Below are 17,757 nucleotides of genomic sequence, written 5' to 3' on the forward strand. Positions count from 1 at the left end.
GTCACGGCCGCCCGTAACCGCCGCCTCCGGGGGTGCGCAGCACCAGGACGTCCCCGGTCTCCAGCTCCGCCGTGTCACGGCCTTCGAGCGGGGTCACCGTAGTGCCGTCGGCCCGCTCGACGTACTGCTCGCCGAGAGCTCCGGGGCCGCCACCCGCCATGCCGTACGGCGGAACCCGGCGGTGCCCCGACAGGAGGGCGACGGTGACGGGTTCGAGGAAGCGGATCCGACGTTCCACCCCGCGGCCTCCGTGCCACCGGCCCGGTCCTGCGCTGTCCTCGCGTACGCCGAAGCTCTCCAGCAGTACCGGGTAGCGCCATTCGAGGATCTCGGGGTCGGTGAGCCGGGAGTTGGTCATGTGGGTCTGCACGGCGTCGGCCCCGTCGAATCCGTCGCCTGCGCCGGAGCCGCTCGCGACGGTCTCGTAGTACTGGACCCGGTCGTTGCCGAAGGTGAGGTTGTTCATGGTCCCGGATCCCTCCGCCTGGACGCCCAGGGCCGCGTAGAGGGCGCCGGTGACGGCCTGGGAGGTCTCGACGTTGCCGGCGACGGTCGCCGCCGGGTGGACGGGGGACAGCATCGATCCGTCCGGGACACGGATGTCCAGGGGTTTCAGGCAGCCGCTGTTGAGCGGGATGTCCTCCTCGACGAGTGTCCGGAACACATAGAGGACGGCGGCCATGACCACGGATCTCGGGGCGTTGAAGTTGCCGGTCTGCTGCGGGGACGTGCCCGCGAAGTCGAGGACGGCCCGGCGGACGTCGCGGTCCACGGTCACGCTCACCTCGATCACGGCGCCGTTGTCGGTCTCGTAGCGGCAGGAGCCGTCGCGCAGTCCGGCCACGATCCGGCGCACGGACTCCTCGGCGTTGGCCTGGACGTGCCCCATGTATGCCTCGACGACGTCCTGGCCGAACTGCTCCGTCATACGCCGCAGTTCCGTGATGCCTTTCTCGTTGGCCGCGATCTGGGCGCGCAGGTCGGCGAGGTTGGTGTCCGGGTCTCGCGAGGGGTGGGCGGCGGTCGTGAGCAGCTGCCTGGTCTCCGCCTCGAGGAGGGCTCCGTCGCGCACCAGCAGCCAGTTGTCGAACAGGACGCCCTCCTCGTCGACCGTACGGCTGAACGCGGGCATGGAGCCGGGGGTGATGCCGCCGATCTCCGCGTGGTGGCCGCGCGACGCCACGAGGAAGCGCAGCCGGCTCTCCTCGCCTCGGGCCGGCTGGTCGAACACGGGCGTCACGACGGTCACGTCCGGCAGGTGGGTCCCGCCGTGGTACGGGTCGTTGACGGCGTACACGTCACCGGGCCGGAGAGATCCCTCGTTGCGCCGCAGCACCTCCTTGATGGACTCCCCCATCGAACCCAGGTGGACCGGGATGTGCGGGGCGTTGGCCACCAGGTTGCCGTCCGCGTCGAACAGTGCGCACGAGAAGTCCAGCCGTTCCTTGATGTTGACGGAGTGCGCCGTGTTCTCCAGTCGTACGCCCATCTGTTCGGCGATCGACATGAAGAGGTTGTTGAACACTTCGAGCATGACCGGGTCCACACGGGTGCCGACGGCGGTCCGCCCCGGCCTCGGCTCTGAGCGGCGCAGCACGAGGTGTCCGGCCGGGCCCGCCGTGGCCTGCCAGCCGGGGTCGACGACGGTGGTGGCGTCGTCCTCGGTGACGACGGCCGGGCCGCTCACGGTGTCCTCGGCGCGCAGTGTCGCGCGGCGGTACAGGCCGGCGTCCCGCCATCCGTCCCCGCCGAACATCCGCACGCTGCCGAGGGGCCGGACCGGGCCTTCCCCCGCGCGCGCGCCGGCCTGGGGCGGGGTGTGCGGTCCGGCCGTGCCGGTGGCCTCCACGGAGACGGCCTCGACGACCAGGGGCTTGTCCATGGTGAATCCGTAACGCGCCCGGTGGATCTCGCCGAACGCCTCGGACATGGCGGCCACGGTGCCGTGGGCGACGGGCAGCGCGGCGTCCGTGCCGGCGTAGCGCAGGAGGATCCGCGCGCGGGTGCCGATGGCGCTGTCGGGGAGGCCGTCGGCGCGGAGTTCGGCGCGGGTGCGCTCCGCCAGGCTGTCGCAGATGCCGCGCACCCTGCTCCCCGTCTCCTCGTCCAGTGCCGCTTCGACGGACTGCTCGCGCATCGCGGTGGCGTCGGCGAGACCGATGCCGTACGCGGAGAGGACCCCGGCGAGCGGCGGTACGAGGACCGTGTCGATGCCCAGGGCGTCGGCGACGGCACAGACGTGCTGTCCTCCGGCTCCGCCGAAGCCGGTGAGCGCGTAGCGGGTGATGTCGTGGCCCCGTTGGACGGAGATCTTCTTGACCGCGTTCGCCATGTTCAGCACCGCGATCTCCAGGAAGCCCGCGGCGACCTCGGCGGCCGTACGGCTGTCACCTGTGGCGGCCGAGACCTCCTCGGCCAGTTCGCCGAAGAGCCGTTCCACGAGAGCGGCGTCCAGCCGCTGGTCGCCGTCGGGGCCGAAGACGGCGGGGAAGTGCTCTGGGCGGATGCGGCCGAGCATCACATTGGCGTCGGTGACGGTGAGCGGCCCGCGCCGGCGGTAACAGGCGGGCCCGGGGTCGGCACCGGCCGAGTCGGGGCCGACCCGGTAGCGCCTCCCGTCGAAGTGCAGGACGGACCCGCCGCCGGCGGCGACGGTGTGGATGCTCATCATGGGCGCGCTCATCCGCACCCCCGCCACCTGGGTCCCGAGCTCGCGTTCGAACTCGCCCGCGTAGTGGGAGACATCGGTGGAGGTGCCGCCCATGTCGAAGCCGATGACACGGTCGTAGCCCGCCTGCCCGGACGTACGCACCATGCCCACGACGCCTCCGGCCGGGCCGGAGAGCACCGCGTCCTTGCCCCGGAAGTGCGCGGCTTCGCGCAGCCCGCCGTTGGACTGCATGAACATGAGCCGGATGCCCGCGAGTTCGCCGGCCACCTCCTCCACATATCGGCGCAGGATCGGGGAGAGGTAGGCGTCGACGACGGTGGTGTCGCCACGAGGGACGAGCTTGATCAGCGGGCTGACCTCGTGGGAACAGCTGACCTGGGTGAAGCCCGCTCCTCCGGCTTCCTCCGCGACCGCCTTCTCGTGTTCCGGGTGGCGGTAGCCGTGCATGAGGACGACGGCCGCGGCCCGGATCCCGTCCCCGGCGGCCGCGCGTAGCCGCGCGGCCACCGCGGCACGGTCGAGGGGCTTCACGACCGCTCCCCGGGCGTCCACGCGTTCCGGGACCTCGATGACCCGGTCGTACACCGCCTCGGGGAGCAGGATGCGGCGGTCGAAGAGGTGCGGCCGGTTCTGGTACGCGATCCGCAGAGCGTCCCGGAAGCCTTCGGTGATGACCAGGACGGTCGGCTCGCCGCGCCGCTCCAGGAGGGCGTTGGTGGCGACGGTCGTACCCATCTTGACGCCCGCGACCCGGTCCGCGGGGACCGGGTCGCGGGGGCCGAGACCGAGCAGCAGCCGGATTCCGGCGACGGCCGCGTCGGGGTAACGGCCGGGGTCGTGCGACAGCAGCTTCCGGGAGATCAGCCGGCCGCCGGGGTCTCGTCCCACCACGTCCGTGAAGGTTCCGCCGCGGTCGATCCAGAACTCCCAGCGTCCGGTCACCCCTCCATTCTGGCGCGGGGGACGAACCCTCGCACGAAGGGCGTACGGGGCAGGTCGTCCAGCGCGTCGAGCAGCGCCCGCTCGGCCCGGGCGTCGAGCCGGCCGCTCGTGCCGCGCACCCGGTGGACGGCTTCGGCCGTCGCGAGCCCCAGCAGCTGGGGCAGCAGATCCGTGCTGCGCCGGGCAAGCCAGCCGGTGCCCTCGGTGGCCAGCCAGAACACCGAGGCGACGCGGGTCGGCGGCGGCTGCTGCGGTTCGAGGCCGGGCGGGGCACCGATGGCGAGTCCCCGTTCCGCGAGCAGTTGGTGGAAACCGGCGGCCAGTCGGCGGTGGCCCCGCTCCGCGGGGTGGAGCCGGTCGTCGGCGGTGCGCTGGCCTGCGAACGCCCGGCCGGTGTCGGCGGCGGCCAGTCCGGCCGAGCCGATCACCTCCGGGAGCGCGGAGCTGCCGCTGGCCACGACCGGGGTGCCGCAGGCGAGCGCCTCCAGGGCCGACAGTCCGAAGGTCTCCGCCGGCCCCGGCGCGACGCACAGGTCGGCGCTCGCCTGGAGGCGTGCCAGTTCCGCGCGGTCGGCCACATGCCCCAGGAACTCGGCCGGCAGCCGCTCGGCCCGCGCCCTGCTCTCCAGTCGCGCACGCAGCGGACCGTCCCCCGCCACCACCAGGGCCGCCCGCACCCCCAGGTGCCGCAGCGCCGCCAGCGCGTCCAGCGCCCGGCCCGGACGCTTCTCCACGGAGAGCCGTGAGCCGAGCAGCAGCAGGACGTCCTCACCGCGCAGGTGGCGGGCGCGCAGCGCCGGGCTGCGGAGCTCGGGGCGGAAGCGCCGCAGGTCCACTCCGAGCCGGGCACGCACCACGTTGCGCACGCCGATCCGCACGAACTCGCGCTCCGCCCATTCGGTGGTGCACACGATCCGGGCGTACGCGTGGGCACTGCGCGCGTTCAGCCGGTCGGCGGTCCGTACCGCCACCGCCTGGGGCGCGCCCCAGGCGCGGAGCACCCCGTCGGCCGTCTCGTGGGACACCATGACGGCGGGGACGCGGGCACGGCGTGCCCACTCCCCCGTCCATCGCAGCGTGGTCCGGTCGGACACCTCCAGGCGGTCGGGCCGGAGCTCCGCCAGGAGGCCGCGCAGCCGTCCCCGGTCGGCCGGCACCCGGTAGCCCCCGCTGCCGGGCAGCACCGGCCCGGGCAGGGTGACGACCCTGCCCTGCGGTGTACGTCTGTCACTCGCGTCGGCGCCGGGGACGATCAGCACCGGCTCGTGGCCCGCCGCGAGATAGCCTCGCCCGAGCTCGTCGAGCGCGGTGCGCAGGCCGCCCGATGCGGGCGTGACGAAGTTCGCCAGCCGCACGATCCTGAGCCCGTCACGGCTGTGGCCGTTCACGCCGCCACCACCGTCCGGCCGCCGAGGACCTCGTCGTAGTGGCCCAGGAGCTGGTCGCCGACGGCTTCCCAGGTGCGGCCCTCGACCGCGGCCCGCGCGGTCCGGCCGAAGTCCTCGGCGCGGGCGGGATCCGTGAGGAGCGCGGCCACCGCCGCCCGTACCGCCTCCGCGTCGTGGGGAGGCACCAGAAGCCCGGTGCTCCCGTGGGCGACGAGGTCGAGCGGACCGCCGGCCGCCGGGGCGACGACCGGGACCCCGGACGCCATCGCCTCCTGCACGGTCTGGCAGAAGGTCTCGTACGGCCCGGTGTGCACGAAGACGTCGAGGGAGGCGAAGAACCGGGCGAGGTCGTCCCCCGTGCGCCGTCCCAGGAACACCGCGCCGGGAAGCGCCTGGCGCAGCGACACCTCGCTCGGTCCGTCGCCGACGACCACGACACGCACTCCCGGCAGCGAGCAGGCACCGGCGAGGAGTTCGACGTGCTTCTCGGGGGCGAGCCGCCCCGCGTACCCGATGATCTTCTCTCCGCCGGGGGCGAGGGCGCGGCGCAGGGCTTCGTCGCGCAGACCGGGGCGGAACCGGACGGTGTCCACTCCGCGCGGCCAGAGCCGCACCCGGGGCACACCGTTGTCGGTGAGGTCGCGCAGGGCGGCCGAGGAGGGGGCGAGGGTGAGGTCGGCGGCGCTGTGCACGGCCCGCATACGGCGCCAGGCGACGTTCTCGCCCGTACCCAGATACGTGCGGGCGTAGCCTGCCAGATCGGTCTGGTAGACGGCTACGGCGGGCAGTCCGAGCCGGGCGGCGACCGCCATGCCCCGCACACCGAGGACGAACGGGCCGGCCAGGTGGACGAGTTCGGCGCGGTGGCCGGTGAGCGCGGCGGCGAGCCTCCGGCCGGGCAGGGCCACGCGGACCTGGGGGTAGCCGGGCAGGGGCAGCGAGGGGACGCGTACCACGGGGCAGGGATCACCGGTGGACGTGGAGCCGGCGGAGGCCGTCGCCCCGGCCGGGGCGATGACGAGCGGCTGGTGGCCGCGGGCGGCGAGGTGCCGGGCGGTCTGCAGGGTGCAGTGGGCCACACCGTTGACGTCGGGAGGGAAGGATTCGGTGACGATGACGACACGCATGAGGGTGTTGTCACCGCGCCGGGCATGCCCTGGCCGACTTGGATCTGTCCGCCCGGGGAACGTCCTATGAGCGTTTGCGCCGCGCGCCCCCGACGCGCGGCATCCGGGCTCCGGGTGTCGGCGGAGCGCCGGTTCAGACGGCGGGTGCGTCCGGTCCGATCCTGCTGCGTACGGCTGTCTGGACCTCGGCCTCCTCGGCCGGGTCGGCGGCGAGACGCCTCAGCCGTTCCGCGACCCGGATGTCCCCGGTCTCCGCGTGGTGTGCGGCCAGCTCCCGGGTGGTCTCCTCGCAGTCCCAGAGGCATTCGACGGCGAATCCACTGGCGAAGGACGGGTCGGTGGCGGCCAGCGCCCGGGCGGCCCGGCCGCGCAGGTGCGAGGAGGACGTCTCCCGGTACACATGGCGCAGTACGGGTGCTGCACAGGCGATGCCGAGGCGTCCCGTTCCGTCGACGAGGGTCGACAGACGGGGGGTGTCGGGGCCTTCGCCCCTGACCGCCTCGCGCAGCGCCGCGAGGACGAGCGGGGCGTCCTGTGCGGCGCCGCGGCAGGCCAGGGCTCCGGCCGCCGAGGCTCCGAGGGCGTCGGGCCGGTGGGCCCAGCGCCGGGCCCGGCCGACCGCCTCTTCCCCGCACATGCGCTCGAAGGCGGCCACGGCCGCCTCGGCGACGGTGTGGGACGGGCCTACGACCGCCTGTTCGATCAGGTCGAGCACGGCAGGATCCTGGGCCTCGGCCAGATAGTGCAGTGCGGCACAGCGCGCCCCCTCGGAGCCGCTGCGGGCGGCCTCGACGATCAGGGGACGGTCCTCGGCCCCGGCAACCGCGGAGAGGCACCGGGCGGCGGGGACGTGGAGCGCGCTGCCGCGTTCCAGCCCTTCCTGCGCCCAGTCGAAGACGGCCTGCACGCTCCAGCCGGGGCGAGGTCCGCCCGGCCGCATCTGCCGCTGCCATCGGTCGAAGGAGCCCTGCTCCGTGGCTGCCCTGACCCGGGCGCCGACCGTTTCACGCGGGTCGTCCGCCCAGAGCCGCCAGGGGCGGGGCTCGAAGGCGTCCCGCACGGTGGCGGCCAGCTCGGCGGTGCCCTCCGGTGTGGCGGGGAAGCGGGCGAGCACCGCCTCGGCGAGGGAGCGGAGCCCGGTGTCGTCGTCGCGCAGGGCCAGCTCGTCGAGCGCCCAGGCCCAGTTGGCCCCGGTCGCGGCGTACCGGCGCAGGAGCACGAGGGCGTCGTCGCGCCCGTAGGAGGCGAGGTGCCCCAGCACGGCGAGCGCGAGACCCGTGCGTGAGTCGTCGGTGTCGAGGTGGTCCTCGGCATCCCACAGGTGTCGCTCGATCTCCTCGGTGCCACCGTCGAGATCGAGGTACAGGCGGGCGTAGTAGAGGGAGCGGTTCTCGACCTGCCAGTCATGACGCGGATCGCTCAGGACGCAGTGGTTGAGAGCCGCGAGGGCCTCGGAGCGCGGGGCGGCGAGCGCGTGGAGCGTGCCGTCGCCGCGGCCCCTCTGCAGCAGGCCGAGCAGTGTGCCGCTCGGCGCTATGAACGGATCGAACATGGGGAAAGCCTCACATCAAGCTGTCGACGCAACCGGGACTGTGCTGTTCCATGTGCCGGGGTGACATCCCCTAGGCCGCGCAGCAACATGATCGGCCGACCGCCGTCTTCTGCCTGGTGTTCATCTTCCTCTGCCTCTCGTCGGTGGCCCGATTCGGACCCGCGACGTCATGATGACCCAGCCATTTCGCCGACGCGACCACATTTACGACGCACCGGCCGGCCGGTGGTCCGGGCCGCCTCTCAGCGCGCACCGAAGAGTTCCAGCAGGTCGTCCTTGCCGAACATGCGCGCGGTGTCCACGGCGGAGGGTGTTCCGGCGGCCGGATCGGCCCCTGCGGCGAGCAGTGCGTCGATCACTTCGCGCTCGCCCTTGAAGACGGCTCCGGCCAACGGGGTCTGCCCCCGGTCGTTGGCGCGGTCCGGGTCGGCTCCACGGCCCGCGAGCGCGACGACGGCCGGGGCGTGCCCGTGGTACGCGGCGAGCATGAGCAGGGAGTCGCCCCGGTCGTTGGTGAGGTTCGCGGGGACGCCCGCGTCGACGTAGGCGGCGAGCGCGTCACTCTCGCCCCGCCGGGCCAGGTCGAAGACCTTGGTCGCCAGTTCGACCACCTCGGGATCGGGGGTTTCGCTCATCGGACGGGCCGCCTTCCATTGCCGTGGTCGCCGTCGCCGACCTGGTGGGGAGTACGGCGGGAGGGCCGTACGAGTGAATCGACAGCGTACTGCTCCCTGCCGGTCGTCAGCCTGCCCGGGAACGGCGGAAGATCACGGCGCGGGCCTCACTTTCCGGCAGGGGCCTGGCCTGCGCGGCTCACGGATCTCGCGTGGCAAGTACTTTTCGCCCACCACTTGAGTGAAATCGCAGAGTATTCACTCAGTTGCACCTTTTATCGTATAGGTACATCTTGTGATCCTGGAAGTACTCATGGTGACTGTCCCCTCAACCAGGAGAACCGCTCATGATCCTCTCCATCTCGGGCGTGGTACTGCTCGGCATCATCGTCTTCCTGTTCTTCAAGAAGGACGGGCTCAAGGCGTCCCACGCCCTCATCTGCGCTCTATTCGGCTTCTACCTGGCCGGCACAGCCATCGCCCCGAGCATCACAGCCGGTGGGGCGAGCCTCGCCAGCATGCTGGGCGGAATCAAGTTCTGACGCTCCGAAACCGCTCCCACCTCTTCAGGAGACCGACGTGGACCGGCGACCACTCCCCCGCATTCTGAGCAGCGGCAGCGCTTCGATCACCCGCAGTCGCGAGATCGCACGCACGGCCGCCGACAACGCCACCGACGTCCTCCATCCTCTGATCACGGTCACCCGTGGTCTGCGGCTGCTGGCGGGAGCAGGGCGGCAGAAGTGGGCCGCGACACCCAAGGACCGGCGCGGACACGCGCTGTTCCTCGTCGCGGCCTGCGTACTGATGGTGGCGCTCATCCCCTACGGGCCTCTCCTGGCCCTCATCTCGGTGATGGGCGCTGCCGCGTGGCGGGGGCGCGACCGCACCCCCGCGGCCACCGGCCCCGGCGAGGCGGGGACCGCACGGCTCCAGGCCCTGTACGAGGCGCTGGTGCCGCACTTCTCCGTGTCCGACGACCCCGGTCCGCTGTTCTCCCACGGCGGCGACTGGGAGAAGGCGTTCGGCACCTCGTACGCCTTCGACGGCAACGGGCGCCTCACCAGGCTCCAGGTGAGCTACCCGGCGTACTTCACCGACGGCGATCCCACGTCACGCGCCCGGGTCGAGCAGGTGCTCCACGCCAAGTCGGGCCGGGGACGCGAGTACCACTTCGCCTGGGACGAGGAGAGCAACCACCTCCTGATGACCGTGCTCGCCGCGCTCCCCACGACGATCGCCGCCCAGCGCTTCGTCACCGCGCCCGGCGAGACCGTGCTGGGTTTCACCGACGCCGACGCGGTCCGGCGCACCGTTCCGGTCCAGGACGGCGACGGGACGCGGGACGCGTCCCCGGTGATCTGGCGGACCGGCGCGCGGTCGGCCGAGCCCCATCTGCTGATCGCGGGCCACCCCGGCAGCGGCACCACGACCCTGATGCGCTCGCTCGCGCTGCAGGCCCTCCAGCACGGCGACATCGTCGTCGTGGAGGGCGGTGGCACCGGCGAGTACGGCTTCCTGAAGGGGCGGGACGGAGTGCTGGCCGTGGAGTGCGGCCTGAGCGGCGCCCTCGCGACACTCGAATGGGCGGCGCACGAGACCGAGCGGCGGCTCATCGCCGCCAACCGGGCGCGCCAGGCCGGGCATCCCGAGCCCGACGACATCAAGCGCCCCCTGTGGATCCTGCTGGACCGCCCGAGCGCGCTGGGTCATCTGGCGGCCGCCGACGGCAGGCAGGATCCGCAGGAACTCCTCGAGGTGCCGCTGCGGCACGGCCGCGCCGCCGGGGTCACGGTCGTCGTCGCCGACCATTTCGACAGCCTCGACGCCCTCACCGGCACCGTACGGACCCACACCAGGGCACGCGCCGTCCTCGGCCCCGCGGACCGCGAGCAGGTCGAGGCGGTCCTGGGCGCCCGGCCGCACACCACGCCCACCCCGGACGTCCCGCCGGGCCGTGGCTACACCCGGCTGGGCAGCGGTCCCGTCATGCGCCTTCAAGTACCGGCCACCCCTGACCCGTACGACGACGCAACGAGCGAGGTACACCGGCAGGCCGTGCTCGACCTGCTGCCCGGTGGGGCACCCGCGGTGGAGCGCACCGCTCCGGAAGAAGCACCGGAAGACACCGACGAGCCCGTGTCCGTCCGCACGGATCAGCTGATCAAGACGCCTGCCGTCGCGGAGGGGTGAGGTCCGGGCGCGTCAGGCCACGAAGGTCCGGGGCGCCTCGGCCCCCGCACTCGCGCCGGAGGCGACCAGCTCGGCGGCCGCGGCGAGCCGCAGCGCCGCCTCGTCCGCCAGGGGGCCGCCCACGGTGAAGGGCAGCCGCACGTATCCCTCGAACGCCCCGTCGACCCCGAACCTGGGCCCCGAGGGGACGCGGACGCCGACCCGCTCGCCGGCCACGGCCAGCCGGGAGCCGGATAGCCCGCCTGTACGCACCCACAGGGTGAGGCCGCCACGCGGCACCTCGAACTCCCATTCCGGGAGCTCCCGGCGCAGCGCCCGCACCAGGCCGTCCCTGTTCTCCCGCGCCTGCTCACGCCGTACTGCCACGGCCTGCTCCCAGCCGCCCGACCTCAACAGCCAGTTGATGGCGAGCTGTTCCAGCACGGGTGTCCCCATGTCGGCGTACGCGCGTGCGGCCACCAGGCTGCGGATGACGTCCGGCGCCGCCCGCACCCAGCCGATCCGCATGCCGGCCCAGAAGGCCTTGCTCGCGGAGCCGACGGTCACGACGGTGCTTCCCGCCGGGTCGAACGCGCAGACCCTGCGCGGCATCTCGACGTCCGCGTCCAGATGCAGCTCGTGCATGGTCTCGTCGACCACCAGGACCGTGCCCGCCGAGCGGGCCGCCTCGACGAGGGCGCGGCGCTGCTGCTCGTCGGCCAGGGCGCCCGTGGGGTTGTGGAAGTCGGCGACGACGTAGGCGAGCCGCGGCGCGGCGTCCCGCAGAACCTGTCGCCACCGGTTCATGTCCCAGCCGCCGAGGCCCTCCTCCATGGCCACGGGCACCAGCCTGGCGCCCGCCTCGCGCATGAGCTGGAGGATGTTGGCGTAGCTCGGGGACTCCACCGCGATGCGCTCGCCGCGCCCTGCGAAGAGGTGGCAGATGGCGTCGATGGCTCCCATGGCCCCCGTGGTGACCATGATCTGTTCGGGCATCGTGGGGATGCCGTGCCCGGTGTAGCGCTCCGCGATCATCTGCCGGAGCGCGGGAAGGCCGGCCGGGTAGTCGCCGTGCGTGTGGGCGTACGGCGGCAGCTCCTCCAACGCTCCCTGGACGGCACGGGTCAGCCACGGCTCCGGGGCGGGCAGCGAGGCGCACCCCAGGTCGATCATCGAGCCCAATGACTCCGGGGGCAGCGGTTCGAGGCCCCGGGCCGGCAGCGGGTTGCCCGCCGGGACCGCGGTCCAGCTGCCGGCTCCGCGGCGCGACTCCAGGAATCCCTCCGCCCGAAGGGCCTCGTACGCGGCGGTGACGGTGGTCCGGCTGAGGGACATGGCCAGCGCGAGCTCCCGCTCGGCGGGAAGCCGCGCGGCGACCGGGACCCTGCCTTCGAGGACGAGCAGGCGCACTCCGTCGGCGAGGGCTCGGTAGGCGGGCGGCTTACGGGCGCCTGGTGTCAGGGGGCGCGCCTGCTGGCCCTGGAGCTGGCGGGCGAGCTGCGCCGCGCCGACGGTCGAAGTCCACTGCGCCATATAAATCAGTCCACCTTTCCCGGATTGGCCATGGTTGGCGGCCAATCCCCAGCCACAGAGTGACACGAAGCAGTCCACTGCCACCACCACAGGGAGCACCAGTTGTCCGACATCACCGCCCGGAGGGGCATCAGGCTCACCCGGCGGCTGACCCATCTGTACGTGGGCCTGGCGCTGTACGGGGCGAGCTCGGCGCTCCTGGTCCGCGCCGGACTCGGGCTCGAACCGTGGGGCGTGCTCCACCAGGGACTCGCCGAGCGGACCGGTATCTCCATCGGGGTCGTCTCGATCATCGTCGGAGCGGTCGTCCTGCTCCTGTGGATCCCGATCAGGCAGCGCCCGGGACTGGGCACCGTCTCCAACGTCTTCGCCGTCGGTATCGCGATGGACGGCACGCTCGCCCTCGTACCGGACGTGCACGGCCTCGGGGCCCAGATCCCGGTGATGGCCGCGGGCATCGTGCTCAACGGCGTCGCCACCGGCCTGTACATCTCCGCCCGCTTCGGCCCGGGGCCACGCGACGGTCTGATGACGGGCCTGAACCGGCTCACGGGCCGGTCCATCAGACTGGTGCGCACCGCGATCGAGGTGGCGGTGGTCGTGACCGGCTTCCTGCTCGGCGGGTCCCTCGGCGTCGGCACGGTCCTGTACGCCCTTGCCATCGGCCCCCTCGCCCAGTTCTTCCTGCGCTTCTTCGACCTTCCCGCGCCGGAGTCCCGCACCGTGGCCGTTGCCGGCCGGACACCGCGAGGGGCGATACTTCCGCGGTGACAGCAGTGACCTCGGGGCGCCACCCCTATCTGGACCACCCTTCGGCCATTCCCTTCGCGCACCGGGGCGGAGCGGCGGACGGCATGGAGAACACCGCAGCCGCGTTCCGGCGTGCGGCGGACCTCGGCTACCGCTATTTCGAGACCGATGTGCACGCCACGGCGGACGGCCGCCTGGTCGCCTTCCACGACCCGACCCTGGACCGGGTTACGGACTCCCGGGGGCGCATAGCCGGCCTGCCCTGGAGCGCGGTGAGCCGGGCGAGGGTGGCCGGCAGCGAGCCCCTGCCGCTCTTCGAGGAGCTGCTGGAGGAGTTCCCGGACGCCCGCTGGAACGTCGACGTCAAGGCGGAGCCCGCCCTCGTCCCGCTCGTCGACCTGATCCGCAGGACCGACGCCTGGGACCGGGTGTGTGTGGGTTCGTTCTCCGAGGCGCGCGTGGCCAGGGCCCACCGCCTCGCGGGTCCGCGTCTGGCCACCTCCTACGGAGTGCGAGGCGTCCTCGGCCTGAGGCTGCGCTCGTACGGCATCCCGGCGGCGCTCCGGGCGGGCGCGGTCTGCGCGCAGGTCCCGGAGAGCCAGTACGGCGTACGTGTCGTGGACCGGGGTTTCGTCCGCACGGCACACGCGCGCGGCCTTCAGGTGCACGTCTGGACGGTCAACGAGCCGGAGCGGATGGCGGCGCTCCTGGACCTCGGGGTGGATGGCATCATGACCGATCACATCGAGACGCTGCGTACGGTGCTGAGCGAGCGGGGGGCCTGGGCCTGACGCCCGGGCCTGCCGCCTACGCACGGGACGAACGAGGGGGCGCGGCGTGAGCACCGGTACCGCGGGAACGAAGGACCCGGCCGGGCAGCCGGCCGAGGCCGCCGAGCGCAGACGCGAGCAACGGGGCTGGTATTTCTACGACTTCGCGTGCTCGGTGTACTCCACCAGCGTCCTCACGGTCTTCCTCGGCCCCTATCTGACGTCGATAGCCAAGGCCGCCGCCGACGCGGACGGGTTCGTGCATCCGCTGGGCATACCCGTGCGGGCGGGCTCGCTCTTCGCGTACGCCGTGTCGTTGTCCATCGTCGTGGCCGTGATCGTCATGCCGGTCGTGGGCGCGGCGGCGGACCGCACGGGACGCAAGAAGCCCCTGCTCGCGGCGGCCGCGTACACGGGCGCGACGGCCACGGCCTGCATGTTCTTCCTGGAGGGCCACCGCTACCTGCTGGGGGCCTTCCTGCTGATCGTCGCGAACGCGTCGATCTCCGTGTCGATGGCCCTGTACAACGCGTATCTGCCGCAGATCTCCACCCCGGAGGAACGCGACGCGGTCTCCTCGCGCGGCTGGGCGTTCGGCTACACCTCGGGTGCGTTCGTCCTCGTCCTGAATCTGGTCCTCTACACGGGCCACGACTCCTTCGGACTGTCCGAGTCCGACGCGGTCCGGATCTGTATCGCCTCGGCCGGTGTGTGGTGGGGCGCGTTCGCCCTCGTACCGCTGCGGCGGCTGCGTGACCGCCGGGTGGCGCCCGGCGGTGACGGTGCGGTCGGTTCCGGCTGGCGGCAGTTGCGGGCGACGCTGCGCGACATGCGCCGCCACCCGCTGACGCTGTCCTTCCTGCTCGCCTACCTGGTCTACAACGACGGGATCCAGACGGTGATCTCCCAGGCCTCGCTGTACGGATCCGAGGAGCTCGGCCTCGACCAGACGACCCTCATCACCGCGGTGCTGCTCGTACAGGTGCTCGCCGTGGCGGGAGCGCTGGGGATGGGGCGGCTCGCCCGGCGGTACGGAGCGAAGCGGACGATCCTCGCGTCCCTCGCCGTCTGGACGCTGATCCTCGCCGCGGCATACGTGCTGCCCGCCGACGCGCCCCTGTTCTTCTACACCCTGGCGGCCGCGATCGGCCTGGTGATGGGCGGAAGTCAGGCTCTTTCGCGGTCGTTGTTCTCGCACCTGGTCCCGCGCGGCAAGGAGGCGGAGTACTTCTCCGCCTACGAGATGAGCGACCGGGGACTCAGCTGGCTGGGGCCCCTGGTCTTCGGTCTCGGCTACCAGCTCACCGGCAGTTACCGGGACGCGATCCTGTCCCTGGTGCTCTTCTTCGCGCTCGGCTCCCTGCTCCTGGCGAGGGTTCCCGTACGGGCCGCGGTGGCCGCCGCGGGCAATCCCGTGCCGGACCGGATTTAGACGTTGAAGTGAAAGGCCGGTAGTGTACGCCTTTGGTCTGCCCGGCGGACCGTTACTGCGAGTGGAAGAAGTTGAACCGTTGGGTGACAACTTCCACTAGAAGTGACAAACCGGGCACCGGTGGGTAGTAAACCCAGACCAAGCAGCGGCACGACGGGCGACGTATGACCGGCAACGGGAATCTTTACCGCCGACCGGACGTTGACCGGATGACGACGACAGCGACACCTGTCCTGTGGGCGACAAGCCCGGGAGGCACGATTCATGAGTGAGCGAGCTCTCCGCGGTACGCGACTCGTGGTTACCAGCTACGAGACGGACCGCGGCATCGATCTGGCCCCGCGCCAGGCGGTGGAGTACGCATGCCCGAACGGACATCGTTTTGAGATGCCGTTCTCGGTAGAGGCGGAAATTCCGGCGGAATGGGAGTGCAAGGCGTGCGGCGCCACGGCACTCCTGGTGGACGGGGACGGCCCCGAAGAGAAGAAGGGCAAGCCTGCGCGTACGCACTGGGACATGCTCATGGAGCGGCGTACACGCGAGGAGCTCGAGGAGGTGCTGGCCGAGAGGCTGGCGGTCCTTCGCTCCGGCGCCATGAACATCGCCGTGCACCCGCGGGACAGCAGGAAGTCTGCCTGACCGCGGAACACCGCACAGATCAGAGCCGCGGGCTGCGACACAGAACATGTGTCGCAGCCCGCGGCTCTTTGCGGGTCCGGGCCGTTCCACGCCCGCCCCCGGTCAGCCGCCCTTGCCCGTGCATTGTCCCCGCCCCCGAGTACGGCCGGGCGCCCGCGAACAGAAGGAAGCCGCCGCCCTTCTCCCCGGAGCCGAGGAGGAGGACGGCGGCTGCTTCAGGCCCACTTCGGGTCAGGAGATCAGCGGCCGTAGGTCAGGGGATCAGCGGCGGACGGTCCGGGCCGTCGTCGGGGCGAGGGCGTGCGGGCGCACCGTCCTCACGGATGACCTCGCCCTGCACCACCTTGCCGTCCGGCCGGTGGATACGGGCCTGCTGGAAGGCGTCCGAGAGGCCCCCGGGCGTCGCCGCCCTCATCCGGCGGTCCAGGGAGCGTTCCGCGTAGCGGCCCAGCACGGAGCGGACCGGGGGCAGCAGGAGCAGGAGTCCCGCCGCGTCGGAGATCACGCCGGGGATCATCAGGAGCAGGCCGCCCAGCATCAGGAAGCCGTTGCCCTTGCTGCCTGCCGGAGCCTCGGCCGGGGTGGCGGGAGCGCCGGGCTGCCCCGGCATCTGCTGGAGGGTCTCGGTGAGGCTGCGGAAGGCGCGCCTTCCGGCGCGCTTGATCACCGCGGCGCCGAGCACTGCGCCGGCGACCAGGATCAGCAGCACGGTGAAGCCGTTCGCCGCACCGGCCACGACGGTCAGCAGCCAGATCTCCAGCACCAGCCAGGCGGCGACGCCCAGCGGCAGGAGGGTACGGGCGCGTGAGCGCCGTGGACGGTTCGGAGGCGGTGTGCCGGTCGTCATGCCCCCAGTGTGCCTGTACGGGCGTGCAAGCGGCATAAGGGGGTGATCAAGAGGCCGCGGACCGGGGGTCAGGTGGCCTTGCGGCCGAGAGCCTTGTTGGCCCGGCCGGTGATGCCCCAGCCGGTGACGCGCCACAGGGCCTCGACGAGGATGTCGCGGCTCATCTTGGAGTCGCCGATCTCCCGCTCCATGAAGGTGATCGGCACCTCGACGACGTGATACCCCGCCTCGACGGCCCGCCGGGCGAGGTCGACCTGGAAGCAGTAGCCCTGCGAGGCGACCTCGTCGAGACCGAGACCGTCCAGGGTCTCGGTGCGGAATGCCCGGTAACCGCCGGTTACGTCCCGGACCGAGAGGCCCAGCAGCATCCGGGAGTAGAGGCTCCCGCCGCGCGAGATCATCTCCCGATGCCTGGGCCAGTTGACCACGCGCCCACCGGGGACCCAGCGCGAACCGAGGACCAGGTCGGCGCCCTTCAGCGCGGTGAGGAGCCGGGGCAGTTCCTCGGGCTGGTGCGAGCCGTCGGCGTCCATCTCGACCAGGACGCCGTAGCCGTTCTCGGAGCCCCAGCGGAAGCCTGCCAGGTAGGCGGCACCGAGCCCCTCCTTGCCCTTGCGGTGCAGGACGTGGACCTGGGTGTCGCCGACCGCGAGTTCGTCGGCGACCTTGCCGGTGCCGTCGGGACTGTTGTCGTCGGCGACGAGGATGTCCGCTTCCGGAACGGCGGCGCGCACCCGGGCGACGATGAGCTTGACGTTCTCGGCCTCGTTGTAGGTCGGAATGATCACCAAGACTCTGCCGAGCGGGCCGAACTGCCTCTGACCGCCGTCGTTCACTACTGCCCCTTAAAGTCCGTACGCAGGTGCACACCATATCCAGCACATCGCGGCCGGACTCCGACGCGGTCATGAGGCGGCGCGCACCGCGTGGACAGAAGTATGGAACTGGGGACAGAAGGGCACAGCGCTGCGGGTCGGGGCCCGGTGTCCTTCGGGCCGACCTGGGATCCGCTGGCTGCGGGTCGACCGAGAGCCGTTGTCTACTGAACCTCCGGGCCCCACCCGGGTCGCACCTGCCGTCCGGACGAAACCTTCCCCCGCCCCCGAGGCGCGGGCGCTGAACCTGGCTGTCAGCGGTGGTGCGCCGGTGCGGCACACCGCCCCATGACCCAGCGGCGTTCGACGACTGCGTGGAGGTCTGACCGGTCGGACGTCCAGTGGTGGACCCGGCCGAACCTACCGGCCCTTGGGCGCTTTCTGTCAACAGTCGTCCGACCTGCCGTTTCTCCCGAAAACGCCTGGTCAGTACGGAGGACTCGCA

At 72.2% G+C, this 17,757-nt stretch carries 14 protein-coding genes; 6 read left to right on the forward strand and 8 right to left on the reverse strand.

From position 1 onward, the window contains the following. Position 1 precedes the first annotated feature (1 nt). The 5 genes from HED23_RS21170 to HED23_RS21190 all read right to left on the reverse strand — a co-directional run bounded on the left by HED23_RS21170 (position 2) and on the right by HED23_RS21190 (position 8,315). Positions 2-3,613 carry a hydantoinase B/oxoprolinase family protein gene (locus HED23_RS21170; RefSeq protein WP_203184963.1) on the reverse strand — a complete coding sequence of 1,204 codons (3,612 nt, stop codon included), beginning with the start codon at positions 3,611-3,613 and terminating at the stop codon, positions 2-4. Further along, a complete protein-coding gene (locus HED23_RS21175) occupies positions 3,610-5,001 on the reverse strand; it encodes a glycosyltransferase (protein WP_203184964.1) in 1,392 nt (463 codons plus the stop codon). Before HED23_RS21175 ends, HED23_RS21170 begins: the two co-directional genes overlap by 4 nt. Then, complete coding sequence (locus HED23_RS21180) at positions 4,998-6,128, reverse strand: glycosyltransferase family 4 protein (RefSeq protein WP_203184965.1); 1,131 nt, start codon at positions 6,126-6,128, stop codon at positions 4,998-5,000. Before HED23_RS21180 ends, HED23_RS21175 begins: the two co-directional genes overlap by 4 nt. 133 nt (positions 6,129-6,261) lie before the next feature. After that, the gene (locus tag HED23_RS21185; protein WP_203184966.1) at positions 6,262-7,680 is read right to left on the reverse strand and encodes a HEAT repeat domain-containing protein; all 1,419 of its coding nucleotides are present in this window, start codon (positions 7,678-7,680) and stop codon (positions 6,262-6,264) included. Between the two features lie 242 nt (positions 7,681-7,922). Further along, entirely contained in the window at positions 7,923-8,315 is a 393-nt protein-coding gene (locus tag HED23_RS21190; protein ID WP_203184967.1) for an ankyrin repeat domain-containing protein, read from the reverse strand. A gap of 326 nt (positions 8,316-8,641) precedes the next feature. On the opposite strand from HED23_RS21190, the gene HED23_RS21195 reads away from it, so the two are divergent. Both HED23_RS21195 and HED23_RS21200 read left to right on the forward strand, forming a co-directional pair. Next, positions 8,642-8,836 carry a hypothetical protein gene (locus HED23_RS21195; RefSeq protein WP_014044751.1) on the forward strand — a complete coding sequence of 65 codons (195 nt, stop codon included), beginning with the start codon at positions 8,642-8,644 and terminating at the stop codon, positions 8,834-8,836. A gap of 37 nt (positions 8,837-8,873) precedes the next feature. After that, on the forward strand, positions 8,874-10,487 hold the full coding sequence (locus HED23_RS21200; RefSeq protein ID WP_203184968.1) for an ABC transporter ATP-binding protein: 1,614 nt from the start codon (positions 8,874-8,876) through the stop codon (positions 10,485-10,487). 12 nt (positions 10,488-10,499) lie between these two features. Here HED23_RS21200 and HED23_RS21205 read toward each other — a convergent pair whose 3' ends face one another. Next, entirely contained in the window at positions 10,500-11,999 is a 1,500-nt protein-coding gene (locus tag HED23_RS21205) for a PLP-dependent aminotransferase family protein (RefSeq protein ID WP_203184969.1), read from the reverse strand. A 102-nt stretch (positions 12,000-12,101) separates the two neighbouring features. Here HED23_RS21205 and HED23_RS21210 point away from each other — a divergent pair, with 102 nt between their 5' ends. The 4 genes from HED23_RS21210 (at position 12,102) to HED23_RS21225 (ending at position 15,590) form a co-directional block, all read left to right on the forward strand. Next, entirely contained in the window at positions 12,102-12,770 is a 669-nt protein-coding gene (locus tag HED23_RS21210) for a YczE/YyaS/YitT family protein (protein WP_203184970.1), read from the forward strand. A 5-nt stretch (positions 12,771-12,775) separates the two neighbouring features. Further along, a complete protein-coding gene (locus HED23_RS21215) occupies positions 12,776-13,540 on the forward strand; it encodes a glycerophosphodiester phosphodiesterase (RefSeq protein WP_203187581.1) in 765 nt (254 codons plus the stop codon). Positions 13,541-13,586: 46 nt separating this feature from the next. After that, positions 13,587-14,951 carry an MFS transporter gene (locus HED23_RS21220; RefSeq protein ID WP_203184971.1) on the forward strand — a complete coding sequence of 455 codons (1,365 nt, stop codon included), beginning with the start codon at positions 13,587-13,589 and terminating at the stop codon, positions 14,949-14,951. Between the two features lie 264 nt (positions 14,952-15,215). Next, positions 15,216-15,590, forward strand: a complete 375-nt coding sequence (locus tag HED23_RS21225) for an RNA polymerase-binding protein RbpA (protein WP_078598328.1) — start codon at positions 15,216-15,218, stop codon at positions 15,588-15,590. A gap of 253 nt (positions 15,591-15,843) precedes the next feature. On the opposite strand, the gene fxsA is transcribed toward HED23_RS21225, so the two are convergent. Continuing rightward, the gene (fxsA, locus tag HED23_RS21230; protein WP_203184972.1) at positions 15,844-16,437 is read right to left on the reverse strand and encodes an FxsA family membrane protein; all 594 of its coding nucleotides are present in this window, start codon (positions 16,435-16,437) and stop codon (positions 15,844-15,846) included. Between the two features lie 68 nt (positions 16,438-16,505). Next, positions 16,506-17,273 (reverse strand): polyprenol monophosphomannose synthase, encoded by a 768-nt coding sequence (locus HED23_RS21235; RefSeq protein WP_203184973.1) that lies wholly within the window; start codon positions 17,271-17,273, stop codon positions 16,506-16,508. Positions 17,274-17,757 lie beyond the last annotated feature (484 nt).

It is taken from the genome of Streptomyces pratensis (assembly GCF_016804005.1).
GTDB lineage: Bacteria > Actinomycetota > Actinomycetes > Streptomycetales > Streptomycetaceae > Streptomyces > Streptomyces pratensis_A.

Bases quoted from the DNA above. Each gene is read 5' to 3' on its own strand.
- HED23_RS21180 (WP_203184965.1), bottom strand. From the start codon at position 6,128: ATGCGTGTCGTCATCGTCACCGAATCCTTCCCTCCCGACGTCAACGGT.
- HED23_RS21195 (WP_014044751.1), top strand. From the start codon at position 8,642: ATGATCCTCTCCATCTCGGGCGTGGTACTGCTCGGCATCATCGTCTTC.
- HED23_RS21205 (WP_203184969.1), bottom strand. From the start codon at position 11,999: ATGGCGCAGTGGACTTCGACCGTCGGCGCGGCGCAGCTCGCCCGCCAG.
- HED23_RS21190 (WP_203184967.1), bottom strand. From the start codon at position 8,315: ATGAGCGAAACCCCCGATCCCGAGGTGGTCGAACTGGCGACCAAGGTC.
- HED23_RS21185 (WP_203184966.1), bottom strand. From the start codon at position 7,680: ATGTTCGATCCGTTCATAGCGCCGAGCGGCACACTGCTCGGCCTGCTG.
- HED23_RS21225 (WP_078598328.1), top strand. From the start codon at position 15,216: ATGAGTGAGCGAGCTCTCCGCGGTACGCGACTCGTGGTTACCAGCTAC.
- fxsA (WP_203184972.1), bottom strand. From the start codon at position 16,437: ATGACGACCGGCACACCGCCTCCGAACCGTCCACGGCGCTCACGCGCC.